Origin of the sequence: Pseudomonas sp. CFBP2511 (genome assembly GCF_030209255.1) — a bacterium.
GTDB classification, from domain to species: domain Bacteria; phylum Pseudomonadota; class Gammaproteobacteria; order Pseudomonadales; family Pseudomonadaceae; genus Aquipseudomonas; species Aquipseudomonas avellanae.
Map to the genome: position 1 here is coordinate 131,377 of NZ_JARVSI010000001.1, position 13,320 is coordinate 144,696.

The window sequence follows — 13,320 nt, forward strand, 5'->3', positions numbered from 1 at the left end:
GACAAAATCGTATGACATTTTTTTGAAACAGATCGTCACATCAGCTCATGTACATGCCGCCGTTGACCGGGATTGTAGCCCCGGTAACGTAACCTGCGCCTTCGGAAGCAAGAAAAGCGACTACGTGCGCAATCTCTTCTGCCTGCCCCAGACGGCCCAGGGGTATCTGGGTAATCAGTGATTCACGCTGAGCCTCTGGCAGCTCACGCGTCATGTCGGTGTCGATGAAACCTGGTGCAACCGAGTTCACGGTCACTGCACGCGACCCGACTTCACGGGCCAAGGCCCTGCTGAAACCTTCCAGCCCGGCCTTCGCGGAAGCATAGTTTACTTGACCGGCGTTGCCCATGGCACCCACAACCGAACCAATGCTGATAATTCGTCCCCAACGCGCTTTGGTCATGCCGCGCAGAACACCCTTGGAAAGACGGAAAAGGCTGTTCAGGTTGGTATTGACGACATCGTACCATTCGTCATCTTTCATGCGCATCACCAGGTTATCACGGGTGATACCGGCATTATTGACCAGAATCAACGGTGCGCCTACGCGCTCCTGAATGGTCGACAGAACAGAACTCACAGACTCTGCATCGCAGACATCCAGCATCAGGCCAAAGCCTTCGATGCCGCTTTCCTTGAACGTTGCGCTGATGCGCTCGGCGCCGGACTCGGAGGTCGCAGTGCCTACAACGACCGCACCATTGCGTCCCAACTCAAGCGCAATGGCTTGACCAATACCGCGACTGGCACCGGTTACCAGTGCAACTTTACCTTGAAGGCTCATACAGGCGTCTCCTAATCAGGCCAGTGCCGCGCGTGCGGCGGCAAAGGCGTCCGGGGTGTCAAGGTTGTAAGTAATCACGCCTTCGGCGCAACGCTTGTTCAGACCAGCCAGCACTTTGCCCGGCCCGCATTCCACAAGCCGGGTTGCACCGTGGCTCGCCAGACATTGAATGGACTCAACCCAGCGAACCGGCTTGTACAACTGTTCCAGAAGATCACGCTTGAGCGTCGCCAGGTCACTGACCGCGCTGGCGCTGACGTTCTGCACCAGCGCTATCGAGGGCGCTTGCCATTCAATGGCTTCGACCGCCTCGACGAAACGCTCTGCAGCAGGACGCATCAGTTCGCAGTGTGATGGCACGCTGACCGGCAACGGCAAAGCACGCTTGGCGCCTCGCGCCTTGCACAGCTCCATGGCGCGCTTGACGGCCTCGGCGGAACCGGCAATGACCACCTGACCCGGCGAGTTGAAATTCACGGCACTGACAACTTCACCTTGTGCCGCTTCAGCGCAGGCAGCAATGACGTCGGCGTCATCAAGACCCAGAATGGCTGCCATGCCGCCCTGACCGGCTGGCACAGCTTCCTGCATCAACTGGCCGCGGCGCTCGACGAGCTTCACGGCATCGGCCAGGCTAAGGCTTTGCGCAGCAACCAGCGCGCTGTATTCACCCAGGCTGTGACCGGCAACGAACGCAGGAACCGCACCGCCCTCGGCCAGCCATACATGCCACAAGGCGATCGAAGCGGTCAGAATGGCAGGCTGGGTCTTGTCGGTCTGATTGAGCAACTCGGCCGGACCGCTTTGGGTCAGCGCCCACAGGTCGTAGCCAAGGGCTTCGGAAGCCTGCTCGAAAGTGTCGAGGATCAATGGATGCTGCGCGCCTTGCTCGGCGAGCATGCCGAGTGATTGCGATCCTTGACCCGGAAAGACGAATGCGAGGGATGCAGACATTTGACAAGCCTCTGAATTATTGTCGCCAAAATGAGCGTTCGGACAGGCCGAACGCAGGAATTCGATTTTACATGACTGATCGGTTGGATGACTGACCAGTCTGATGCGTCACATTTTCAGGTTCGTCCGTCCGCGAACATCACTTCAAGCCGCCCCTTCAGTCGCTGCGGCAGGTCTTCGCGCGATTCGACGATCGCTCGCTGAATCGCACTCTGAAAGCCTGAAACACTGGCAGAACCGTGGCTTTTCACCACGACCCCCTGCAATCCGAGCAGACTTGCACCGTTATGGCGGGCAGGCGCAAGATCGGTCTGCAGCCGCCTGAGCAATGGCAAGGCCAGCGCTCCGACCGCCCTGCTCAGCAGGTTGCGATTGAACAGCGCATCAATTCTGGCGGCAATCATCGTCGCCAGACCTTCGCTCGACTTGAGCAACACGTTACCGACAAAGCCGTCACACACCACCACATCAGCTTCCCCGCGATACACCCCGTCACCTTCAACGTAGCCAATGTAGTTGAGCCCGGCGGCCGCCTGCAAAAGACCGGCAGCCAGCTTGACCTGCTGATTGCCCTTGATGTCTTCCGTACCTACGTTGAGCAAGGCAACCCTGGGCTTTGTAACGCCCAGCGTCTCGGCCAGTACAGAACCCATCACCGCGAACTGATAGAGCGCCTCGGCGCTGCAATCGACATTCGCGCCCAGGTCCAATAGCTGGCAGTGACCGGTCCGGGTAGGAATGGCCGCGATCATCGCGGGCCGGTCGATCCCGGGCAAAGTCTTGAGCACATAGCGGGACAGCGCCATCAGCGCACCGGTATTGCCGGCACTGACACATGCCTGGGCCTGACCACTGGAAACAAGCTCAAGGGCAACACGCATGGAAGAATCGGATTTGCCACGCAGGGCCTGAGACGGACGCTCATCCATGGCAATGCTTTCAGTGGCATTAACGACGCGCAGGCGCGAGCGATCCACAGCAGCATGGGAGGCAATCAGTTCTTCAATAAGGGAGGCTTGGCCGACAAGGGCCAGATGCAGCGAGGGTGTAGCTGTCAGGCACGCAAGGCTTGCCTGAACAATGTTGCGGGGACCGAAGTCCCCGCCCATTGCGTCGATCGCGATGATCGGAGCGGACAAGAAATTACTCGTCAGCGCCCTTGTCGATCACTTTACGACCACGGTATACGCCTTCTGGCGATACGTGGTGACGCAGGTGAATTTCACCAGTGGTCTTTTCTACCGACAGAGTGCTTGCCTCAAGAGCGTCGTGCGAACGACGCATGTCACGGGCAGAGCGGGATTTTTTGTTCTGCTGAACAGCCATAATTGATTAACTCCTAAACGTTTGGGTCACGCTTTAACTGCGCCAATACACTGAACGGGTTGGACCGCGTTACCTCGTCCACGCTCGGTTCGGGCTCATCGAGACCCGCCGGTTGCTGGCATTCTTCAGGATGATGAGCAGGCACAATGGGCAAGGCGAGCAATAGCTCCTCCTCGATCAATGCCAGCAGATCCAAAGGATCTTCGCCCAGTTCCAGCACGTCATAACCTTTCGGTAACGACTGGGTATTCGCACCCTCTTTCACCACGGCATAACTGCATTCGCTGTGGATCGGCAGGGTGACCAGCTCAAGACAACGCTGGCAGACCATCTTGACCGAGACGTCTATCGAACTGTGGATAACCACTGATCGGCGTTCGTCGCGCTCAAAAATGAATTTCGCCTGCACCGTACCGACAGTATCGGCAAGCGGGTCGCAGAGTCTCTTCAAATCGCCCAGCAGCACTTCACCCTGAAGGGTAGTGCCGCGATCAGACAATTTGCGCGGGTCAACGTGAGATGGAATCGGGTCATTCAACATAGGCGCAGCATTCTAGGGATGCCCCCTTGGCATGTCAAAGGAAATTCAGGCCTGTTCGTCACTCTGGTCACTCTTTAGAATCAACACTCAGCCTACGGAGAACCGCATGCCATCCCTGCTCCTTGCTTCCAGCTCCCCCTACCGCCGCGAACTGCTCGCCCGCCTGCGCCTGCCGTTCGCCTGCGAGTCGCCGGATATCGATGAAAGCCATCGCCCCGGCGAGCCCCCTCACGACCTTGTGCAGCGGCTTGCCCGCGAGAAAGCCGAGGCACTCGCGAGCGAGTATCCAGGACACCTGATCATCGGTTCCGATCAGGTCGCGGTACTCGACGGACAGATATTGGGCAAGCCGCACACGTTCGAGCGGGCACGGGAACAACTGACGGCGGCCAGCGACACCCGCGTGACGTTTCTGACCGGCCTCGCCCTGCTCAACAGCTCGACAGGCGAATGCCAGGTCGACTGCGTGCCTTTCACGGTGCACATGCGCGAACTCGACCAGGCCAGCATCGAACGCTACCTGCGTGCAGAAACGCCTTACGATTGCGCTGGCAGCTTCAAGGCAGAAGGCTTGGGGGTCAGCCTGTTTCGCAGCACGCAAGGTGCTGACGCAACAAGCCTGATAGGCCTGCCACTGATTCGCCTAGTAGACATGCTAATAAAGGAAGGCGTGAGCGTGCCTTGAGTGCAGACAAAGAACCCGACCATTGGTCGGGCTCCGTCTCGCTCGCTTACGATCAGCGCAGGCTCGGACCACCAAAGCCGACAAGCATGGCAATCCGCTCGGCGATACTGGCGCCCAGCTTTTTCGAAAAACGATCAAAAGGCGACTCTTCGACGGTGTACTCGACGATGTCCTTCTCTTTGATCACTTCTCGCGCCACATAACTGGCACTGCCCAGGCCATCGACCAGCCCCAGCGCCACGGCCTGCTCGCCGGTCCAGACCAACCCGGAGAACATCTCCGGATGATCCTTGTCTTTCAGGCGATCACCGCGACCCTGCTTGACGCTGGCAATGAACTGGCGATGAGTGGTGTCCAGCACGCTCTGCCAGAACTGCGTTTCATCGGCCTTCTGCGGCTGGAACGGGTCTAGAAACGCCTTGTGCTCACCCGACGTGTAGGTACGACGATCAACACCCAGCTTTTCCATGGCGCCGACAAAGCCGAAACCGGCTGCCGTCACACCGATGGAACCCACCAGACTGGCCTTGTCGGCATAGATCTGGTCGGCAGCACTGGCAATGTAATAAGCACCTGAGGCGCCCAGATCGGTAATGACGGCATACACCTTGATATTTGGCTTCTCGGCACGCAGACGACGGATCTCGTCATAAACGTAGCCTGACTGCACAGGGCTGCCGCCCGGGCTGTTGATACGCAGAATCACACCTTTGGTTTTCTCATCCCCAAACGCGTCGCGCAGTGCCGTGGTAATGTTTTCGGCACTGGCCGATTCCTTGTCGGCAATTACGCCTTGCACGTCGATCAATGCGGTGTGACTGGAACGGCGAGATGCACCGCCTTCAAAGTCCAGCATCGGCAAGACGATCGCTACAAACAGAAACGCGACCGTCAGCAACTTGAAGAAAATCCCCCAGCGGCGTGCACGTCGTTGTTCCTGCACGCTGGCCAGCAGCGTCTTTTCAAGAAGTTTCCAGCTTTTGGCCTCTTCCCTGCTCTCAATGGCCTCGTCCGTTTTTTGCGAGACAGGCGCTTTCCATTCGTCAGACATGCTTCACTCACCCTCACAGAAAACTAGACGCTGCGCCTGTTCAGCCAGGTACGCAGCTCGGAAAAATGCTCGATGGCCAGACGCGGACCGAATTCACGCAATGAATCCAGCGGCTGCGCGCCATAGCCCACCGCGACCGAATCCATACCTGCGTTGCGTGCCATCAACAGATCGAACGACGCATCACCAATCATCAGCGAACGCTGCGGCGCCACATCACAGTGCGCCATGATCTCGTTGAGCATCAATGGATCAGGCTTGCTGGCCGTCTCGTCGGCGGCACGCGTGATATCAAAATAGTCCAGCCAGCCATTGGCTTTCAGCACCCGATCAAGCCCGCGCCGCGCCTTGCCGGTGGCGACCGCCAGCCGATAGCCATCCTCGCGAAACGCCAGCATCGACTCCACAACGCCGTCGAACAGAGGCGAAGGTTCGTTATCCATTGCCATGTAGCTGTCGGCATAGTGCTGGCGGAACTCGTTCAGACGACTGTCGCTGATCTTCGGATAGAGGGTGCGAATTGCCTCAGGCAACCCCAGACCGATAATACCCCTGATGGCCAAGTCGTCGCGGATCTCAAGCCCGCCTTCGAGCGCCGCTGCCCGCATGGACAGCACAATTCGCCCGACCGAATCGGCAAGCGTGCCGTCCCAGTCGAAAATCAACAGATCGTAATCACGTTGCACTCAGACGCTCCACTGTCTTTGCCCACATCTCGTCGACGGGTGCCTGCACATTCAATTTGCTGCCATCAGGCATCGGCACGGTCAGCATGTAGGCATGCAGAAACAGGCGCTTGCCGCCCAGATCGCGAATCTCACGACTGAAACTCTCGTCGCCGTACTTGGTGTCGCCCGCGATGGCATGACCCGCGTGCAGTGTGTGCACGCGGATCTGGTGAGTACGCCCGGTCACCGGCTTGGCCTCGACCATCGTGGCGAAGTCGCCGAAACGACGCAGCACCTTGAAAAGCGTCAGCGCCTCCTTGCCTTCCTCGTTGACTTCGACCATCCGCTCGCCGGAGCGCAGGTTGCTCTTGAGCAATGGTGCCCGCACCTGCTTTTGCGCCGTGGCCCAGTTGCCGCGAACCAGCGCCATGTAACGCTTGTCGACGCCGTCGCCACGCAGGGCTTCATGCAGGTGACGCAGCATGCTGCGCTTCTTGGCAATCATCAGCAGGCCCGAGGTGTCGCGATCGAGGCGATGCACCAGTTCAAGCTCCTTGGCGTCCGGGCGCAGCTGGCGGAAGGCTTCGATCACGCCGAAACTGAGGCCGCTGCCACCGTGCACGGCAATGCCCGCAGGCTTGTTGAGCACGATCAGCGCCTTGTCTTCGTAGACAATCGCCGCCTCAAGGCGCTGCAACAGGGCCTGCGCAACCGGCACGGGCTCGTCGCGCTCAGGCACGCGCACAGGGGGGATGCGCACGATATCGCCTGCCTGCAACTTATATTCGGGCTTGATCCGGCCCTTGTTCACACGCACTTCGCCTTTGCGCAAAATGCGGTAAATCAAGGTCTTGGGCACACCCTTGAGATAAGTGATCAGAAAATTATCGATGCGTTGACCGGCAAGTTCCGGCGCAACCTCAACCAGCTGAACGCCGGGGGTTGGAGGGGCAATATTCGTCATGCCGCAAATCATAACAATTTTTTATGGATTTGAAGCACTTAATGATTGCTGCTATAGTCGCGAACGCCGCCAAAAGCGGCCGGACAGCGGACCAACGGTTGACAACCGGCCCTGACCAACGCAATTCACAAGGACGGGAGGCCGTCCTACGCAGTGTTCGGTGACAACGGAGCACGCTGGAAGCGTAACAAGCGCAGGTGACATGAGGCCGGAAACACGCCTGATCGCAGAGCAGACAGCTCGCGACCAGTGCGGACAGTCCATGGCCAGTTCACAAAGTGCAGTCGCTTCCAGACGCTAAGGGCGAATGCTTCGGGAACAACGCCTCAAGCCATGATGCGCGACCTTCCCTATCGAAGATCGCGGTAAATGCCAACCCGCTGCGGATTCTGCGCGCGGCAGCACCCGAATTATCAGGGATACGTGTAGGGTGGAGACGCACAACCATCGGACTGTGTAGCACAAGGCTTGTTTTAGACGCTTCATCTCGTCCGCTACCGATGGTCGATTCCTCCTCCTGACAAAGCTTTTGCTGAAAAGGGTGTCTTATGCCACCACAGCAAGCAGGAAACGTCGTCGCGACCCTCCGCCCCCTCTGGGCGAGGACCTCGCTAGACACTGGAGTGGCCAACCACTCCTGACGCGCCCTGACACCGACCGTGAGAAGTCGTGTGTGCCGAACGCCGTTTCCGGCAGCCCGGAAACCGACGGTACTACATGAAAAGAATGCTGATTAACGCAACTCAACCCGAAGAGTTGCGTGTTGCACTGGTAGACGGCCAGCGCCTCTACGACCTGGACATCGAGTCAGGTGCACGCGAGCAGAAGAAGGCCAACATCTATAAAGGCCGGATCACTCGTATCGAACCCAGCCTTGAGGCTGCCTTTGTCGATTTCGGCTCTGAGCGCCACGGCTTTCTGCCCCTCAAGGAAATCTCCCGCGAGTACTTCAAGAAAGCCCCTGAAGGCCGCGTCAACATCAAGGACGTCCTGAGCGAAGGCCAGGAAGTCATCGTTCAGGTCGAGAAAGAAGAACGTGGCAACAAGGGCGCAGCCCTGACCACTTTCATCAGCCTTGCCGGCCGTTACCTGGTCCTGATGCCGAACAACCCTCGCGCCGGTGGCATCTCGCGCCGTATCGAAGGCGAAGAGCGCAACGAACTGCGTGAAGCGCTGAACGGCCTGATCGCTCCAGCCGACATGGGCCTGATCGTTCGTACTGCCGGCCTTGGCCGCAGCAGCGAAGAAATGCAGTGGGACCTCGATTACCTGCTGCAACTGTGGACTGCCATCAAGGAAGCGTCCCTGGATCGTTCGGCGCCTTTCCTGATCTACCAGGAAAGCAACGTCATCATCCGCGCCATCCGCGATTACCTGCGCCAGGACATCGGCGAAGTCCTGATCGACAGCGTCGAAGCCCAGGAAGAAGCCCTGACCTTCATCCGCCAGGTGATGCCGCAGTACGCCAGCAAGATCAAGCTGTACGAAGACAGCGTGCCGCTGTTCAACCGCTTCCAGATCGAAAGCCAGATCGAAACCGCCTTCCAGCGCGTTGTCGAACTGCCTTCCGGTGGTTCCATCGTTATCGATCCGACCGAAGCCCTGGTGTCCATCGACATCAACTCGGCGCGCGCCACCAAAGGCAGCGACATCGAAGAAACCGCCCTGCAGACCAACCTTGAAGCGGCTGAGGAAATCGCCCGCCAATTGCGTCTGCGTGACATCGGCGGCCTGATCGTCATCGACTTCATCGACATGACGCCGGCCAAGAACCAGCGCGCCGTGGAAGAAAAAGTCCGCGAAAGCCTCGAAGCCGACCGCGCCCGCGTTCAGGTCGGTCGCATCTCGCGCTTCGGTCTGCTGGAAATGTCCCGTCAGCGCCTGCGCCCATCGCTGGGCGAAAGCAGCGGCATCGTCTGCCCGCGCTGCAACGGCACCGGCATCATCCGTGACGTCGAATCGCTGTCGCTGGCCATCCTGCGTCTGATCGAAGAAGAAGCCCTGAAAGACCGTACTGCAGAAGTACGTGCTCAGGTGCCGATACCGGTGGCTGCGTTCCTGCTCAACGAGAAGCGCAACTCGATCACCAAGATCGAACTGCGCACCCGTGCGCGCATTATCATTCTGCCGAACGACCAGCTCGAAACGCCGCACTTCGAGGTTCAGCGTCTGCGTGACGACAGCCCGGAAGCGCACAACAGCCAGACCAGCTACGAGATCGCCGCTGCCGCTGCCGAACTGGAAGAAATTGCCCCACTGGCCGCAGCAACCCGCACCCTGGTTCGCCAGGAAGCCGCCGTCAAGACAGCCCCGGCACGTGCCAACGCACCTGTTCCGGTGGAAGTCGCTGCGCCTGCTCCAACGCCTGCGCCTGTCGCTCACGAGCCAAGCCTGTTCAAGGGTCTGGTGAAATCGCTGGTCAGCCTGTTCGCGACCAAGGAAGAGCCTGTTGTTGCACCGGCTGTGGTTGAAAAACCTGCTGCCGAACAGCGCCCGGCACGTAACGAAGAGCGTCGCAACGGTCGTCAACAAAGCCGTGGCCGCAACAACCGTCGTGACGAAGAGCGCAAGCCTCGTGAAGAGCGTGCACCCCGCGAAGAACGTGCAGAACGCGCACCGCGTGAAGAGCGTGCGCCTCGCGAAGAACGTGCACCGCGTGAAGAACGCGCCGTTCGCGAGCCTCGTGAAGCCCGCGAAGAGTCAGCGCCGCGCGAAGAGCGTCCGGCACGTACATCCCGTGAGCGCAAGCCGCGTGAAGCCCGTGAAGATCGTCCGGTCCGCGAACTGCGCGAGCCTCTGGACGCAGTCGCCACCGCAGCCCAGGCCGGTCCTGCCGTGAGCCTGGCTCGTGAGGAGCGCCCTGAACGCGCGCCACGCGAAGAACGCCAACCGCGCGCACCGCGTGAAGAACGTCAACCACGCGCCGAACAGGCTGCGGTTGCCGTGAGCGAAGAAGAGGAAGTGCTGCTCAACGACGAACAGGCCAACGACGACAATCAGGATGGCAACGATGGCAGCGAAGGTGATCGTCCTCGCCGCCGTTCTCGCGGTCAGCGTCGTCGCAGCAACCGTCGCGAGCGTCAGCGTGATGCCAACGGCAACGTGATCGAAGGTTCTGAAGAGAACGGTTCGGAAGAAAACGGCGCTGAAGAAACCGTTAACGACGAAGACAACAGCGCCACCGATCTGTCGGCGGGTCTGGGCTTCACCGCCGCGGCAGCAAGCGGTGTAATCAGCGCCACGGCCGAAGCCGATGCGCACCAGCAGGCAGAGCGCGCAAACAGCACCACCCAAAGCGCTCCAGCCGCAGAACCTGTGCAACAGGCTGCTGTTGCCCATGCTCCTGTTGTCGAAACACCTGCGGTCGAAGCACCGGTAGCTGAAACATCGGCAGTTGAAACGCCAGCACCTCAAGCACCGGCAGCAGAGCAGACGGCCGAAGTGCCTGCTGTTGAAGCGCCGGTTGCAGACGATGCGCCAGTTGCTCAGCCTGCTCCGGAAGTGGAAGTTCAGCCTGCAGCGGTCGAAGCCCCGGCTATTGCCGCGCAGACCGAGCTGTTCGAAGCACCTCACGCAGAGCGCGTCGTGCCGTTCACGCCAACGCCTGCACCTGCGCCACAAGCGCCGGTCGAAGCAGCGGCTCATGAGCAAGTGCCAGCCACTGAATCATCCGAACTGCCAACGCCTGTCGAGGCACCTGCTGCCGAGCCTGCTGCGTTCGTGAAAGACGAGCCTGCTCCTTACATCGCGCCTCAAGCCGCTGTCGAGGAACAAGCATCTGCACCAGCAGAGCAGGAACCAGTGATCGTCGAAACACCGGCTGTACCGGTCAGCAGCACCGGCCGTGCACCGAACGATCCACGTGAAGTTCGTCGCCGCAAGCGCGAAGAAGAAGCACGCCGCCAGCAGGAAACAACTGCTGCCAGCGCGCAAGCAGAATCGGCCCAGCCTTCCCAGGCCACCGAGGAAAAGACTGACGTGGCGACAACTGAGCAACCTGCAGTTCAGCCGCACCATGAAGCCGAGAAAGAAACCGAGCCTAAACCCCTCGTTTAATCCCGGCCCATGAAAAAGCCCCGCCTGTGCAGACAGGCGGGGCTTTTTCACGTCTGTGATTCAGGGAAACACATCGACTGTAGGAGCGGACCGGGCGACGCTTCGCTTGTCCGCGAACTGCCGAAACCGGCAGCAAAACCAGCTGCCTCGGTGCACCAGATACAACCAGGATGGCCGGTCTTGGCTCCGCATCCCATCGCGGACGAGTCCGCTCCTACATTTCCAGAGATCGCGGACGAGCAAAGCGTCGCCCGGTTTCACTACAAAGGTGGCCGTCCGACCTCAGTAGAGATTCGGCTCCATCTCCAGTTCAACACCGAAACGCTCGACGATATCAGCCTGGATGCGGCGTGCCAGATTCAATAGCTGCAACCCACTGGCGTGCCCGTAATTGACCAGCACCAGCGACTGGAGCGTGTGCACCCCAGCGTCGCCATCACGGTAGCCTTTCCAGCCAGCCTGCTCGATCAGCCAACCCGCCGCGAGCTTCACCTGGCCATCGGCCTGTGGGTAGCCCACTACGCCCGGATGCTGGCTTTTGATCGTTGCGTACAACTCGGCAGCAACCAGTGGGTTCTTGAAAAAGCTGCCTGCGTTGCCCAATACCGCAGGGTCAGGCAGCTTTTCACTGCGAATGGCGCAGATTGCCCGACTGACATCGAAGGGGGTCGGCTTATCGATACCCAGTTGGTCGAGACGCTGACGAACCGGCCCGTATTCAAGGTGCAGATTGGCTTCGCGCGAAAGCTTGAAGCGCACGCGCAGGATCAGCCAGCGTCCGGGCTGATGCTTGAATACGCTGTCACGATAGCCAAACGCACAGTCCTGCAGAGCAAACTCGCGCAGCTCACCCGTTTCACGATCAAGCGCCGTCAGGCCGTGAAAAACGTCTTTGATCTCGACGCCATAAGCACCGATATTCTGCATCGGTGCCGCGCCGACAGTACCGGGTATCAGACTGAGGTTTTCAAGCCCCGCCAGCCCCAGTTCAAGGCAAGACTGTACAAACGGATGCCAGGGCTCGCCCGCCTCCGCCTCGACAATCGCTTCAAGACAATCTTCGCGCACGATGCGAATGCCGCGGCTGGCCATGCGCAGCACCAAAGCTTGCACATCACCACTGAGCAGCAGGTTGCTGCCGCCGCCGATCACCAGCAGCGGCACGTCATGTTCGGTCGAATAAGCCAGAGCCTTACGAACTTCGTCGTCATTGCGCGCTTGGGCAAACAACCGCGCCTGAACATCAACGCCAAAGGTATTGAACGGCCTCAAGGAAACCGCAGACTGCACGTGCAAGGTCATGCCCTTACCTTCCCCACCCGCTGAATAACCCGCATCACGCCTCCAGAAGGCGTCTTACGCGCTCAAGGTCTTCGGGGGTGTCGACACCACCCGGTGGCGCTTCAAGTGCATCGGCGACGTGGATGCGGACGCCATTCCACAGCGCACGCAGTTGCTCGAGGCTTTCGGTGTTTTCCAGCCAGCACGGCCCCCAACTGACGAAGTCATGCAGAAAGCCCGCACGGTAGGCATAGATGCCGATATGACGACGATACGGCACGTCTGCAGGCAACTCGTCCTTGCTTCTGGCCAACGCATCACGCGCCCAGGGCAACGGCGCGCGACTGAACGTCAACGCCAGGCCATTGATGTCGGTCGAGACCTTGACGATATTGGGGTTGAACAGCGCAGCCACATCGTCGATGGGCTCGGCCAGTGTCGCCATGCCAGCCTCGGGATGCTTCGCCAGATTGGCCGCCACCTGATCGATCACCGCAGGCGGGATCAGCGGCTCGTCGCCCTGAACATTGACCACAATCGCGTTAGCTGCCAGCCCCAGTTGCGTGGCCACCTCGGCCAGCCGGTCGGTGCCGGAATTATGATCATCGCGGGTCAGCAATACTTCGGCGCCAAATGCGCGGCAAGCCTCGACGATGCGCGCATCATCGGTGGCGATCACCACGCGCTCGGCACTGCTTTTGCGTGCCTGCTCCCAGACAAGCTGAACCATAGGTTTGCCAGCAATGGTTTTCAGCGGTTTGCCGGGGAAGCGGCTGGAGCCGTAACGCGCCGGGATGACAACGGTGAACGCTGCCGTCATTTGTCCAGCCGCTCATCGGTGGTCAGGGTGCGGGCTTCGCTTTCGAGCATCACCGGAATGCCGTCGCGAACCGGATAGGCAAGGCCTGCGCCTTTACTGATCAGCTCGGTCTTGTCGGCGCTAAGCTTCAAGGGCCCCTTGCAGATCGGGCAAGCGAGGATGTCGAGTAATTTGGTGTCCATAGGAGATC

General features: G+C 59.7%; 13 protein-coding genes. 2 read left to right on the forward strand and 11 right to left on the reverse strand.

The features are described 5' to 3' along the window. Window positions 1–40: 40 nt before the first annotated feature. The 5 genes from fabG to QRN38_RS00600 all read right to left on the reverse strand — a co-directional run bounded on the left by fabG (window position 41) and on the right by QRN38_RS00600 (window position 3,605). Complete coding sequence (fabG, locus tag QRN38_RS00580) at window positions 41–784, reverse strand: 3-oxoacyl-ACP reductase FabG (RefSeq protein ID WP_005770626.1); 744 nt, start codon at window positions 782–784, stop codon at window positions 41–43. A 15-nt stretch (window positions 785–799) separates the two neighbouring features. Beyond that, window positions 800–1,738: an ACP S-malonyltransferase gene (gene fabD, locus QRN38_RS00585; RefSeq protein ID WP_007245842.1), complete on the reverse strand. Its 939-nt coding sequence runs from the start codon at window positions 1,736–1,738 to the stop codon at window positions 800–802. A 116-nt stretch (window positions 1,739–1,854) separates the two neighbouring features. Then, window positions 1,855–2,877, reverse strand: a complete 1,023-nt coding sequence (gene plsX, locus QRN38_RS00590) for a phosphate acyltransferase PlsX (protein WP_010207935.1) — start codon at window positions 2,875–2,877, stop codon at window positions 1,855–1,857. 4 nt (window positions 2,878–2,881) lie between these two features. After that, window positions 2,882–3,064: a 50S ribosomal protein L32 gene (gene rpmF, locus QRN38_RS00595; protein ID WP_002552688.1), complete on the reverse strand. Its 183-nt coding sequence runs from the start codon at window positions 3,062–3,064 to the stop codon at window positions 2,882–2,884. A 13-nt stretch (window positions 3,065–3,077) separates the two neighbouring features. Next, the gene (locus QRN38_RS00600) at window positions 3,078–3,605 is read right to left on the reverse strand and encodes a YceD family protein (protein WP_003381104.1); all 528 of its coding nucleotides are present in this window, start codon (window positions 3,603–3,605) and stop codon (window positions 3,078–3,080) included. Between the two features lie 106 nt (window positions 3,606–3,711). Between QRN38_RS00600 and QRN38_RS00605 the strand changes: the two genes are divergently transcribed. Continuing rightward, window positions 3,712–4,290 carry a Maf family protein gene (locus QRN38_RS00605; RefSeq protein ID WP_007245840.1) on the forward strand — a complete coding sequence of 193 codons (579 nt, stop codon included), beginning with the start codon at window positions 3,712–3,714 and terminating at the stop codon, window positions 4,288–4,290. A 52-nt stretch (window positions 4,291–4,342) separates the two neighbouring features. Here the strand turns inward: QRN38_RS00605 and QRN38_RS00610 are convergent, their stop codons facing one another. Genes QRN38_RS00610 through rluC form a run of 3 tightly spaced genes read right to left on the reverse strand, consistent with a single transcriptional unit; the run spans window position 4,343 to window position 6,973 of the window. Beyond that, window positions 4,343–5,341 (reverse strand): S49 family peptidase, encoded by a 999-nt coding sequence (locus tag QRN38_RS00610; RefSeq protein ID WP_007245839.1) that lies wholly within the window; start codon window positions 5,339–5,341, stop codon window positions 4,343–4,345. Between the two features lie 23 nt (window positions 5,342–5,364). Next, window positions 5,365–6,027, reverse strand: a complete 663-nt coding sequence (locus tag QRN38_RS00615; protein ID WP_005770637.1) for an HAD-IA family hydrolase — start codon at window positions 6,025–6,027, stop codon at window positions 5,365–5,367. Next, on the reverse strand, window positions 6,017–6,973 hold the full coding sequence (gene rluC / locus QRN38_RS00620; RefSeq protein ID WP_005619727.1) for a 23S rRNA pseudouridine(955/2504/2580) synthase RluC: 957 nt from the start codon (window positions 6,971–6,973) through the stop codon (window positions 6,017–6,019). Before rluC ends, QRN38_RS00615 begins: the two co-directional genes overlap by 11 nt. A 717-nt stretch (window positions 6,974–7,690) precedes the next feature. Here rluC and rne point away from each other — a divergent pair. Continuing rightward, a complete protein-coding gene (gene rne / locus QRN38_RS00625; protein ID WP_412779200.1) occupies window positions 7,691–11,029 on the forward strand; it encodes a ribonuclease E in 3,339 nt (1,112 codons plus the stop codon). Window positions 11,030–11,311: 282 nt separating this feature from the next. Here rne and murB read toward each other — a convergent pair whose 3' ends face one another. From murB to QRN38_RS00640, 3 genes are read right to left on the reverse strand one after another with little or no spacing between them, the layout of a single operon-like run. Then, complete coding sequence (gene murB, locus QRN38_RS00630; protein WP_057417602.1) at window positions 11,312–12,331, reverse strand: UDP-N-acetylmuramate dehydrogenase; 1,020 nt, start codon at window positions 12,329–12,331, stop codon at window positions 11,312–11,314. Window positions 12,332–12,365: 34 nt separating this feature from the next. Continuing rightward, the gene (gene kdsB, locus QRN38_RS00635; RefSeq protein ID WP_005770642.1) at window positions 12,366–13,130 is read right to left on the reverse strand and encodes a 3-deoxy-manno-octulosonate cytidylyltransferase; all 765 of its coding nucleotides are present in this window, start codon (window positions 13,128–13,130) and stop codon (window positions 12,366–12,368) included. After that, the gene (locus tag QRN38_RS00640; protein ID WP_003381112.1) at window positions 13,127–13,312 is read right to left on the reverse strand and encodes a Trm112 family protein; all 186 of its coding nucleotides are present in this window, start codon (window positions 13,310–13,312) and stop codon (window positions 13,127–13,129) included. Before QRN38_RS00640 ends, kdsB begins: the two co-directional genes overlap by 4 nt. Window positions 13,313–13,320: the final 8 nt, after the last annotated feature.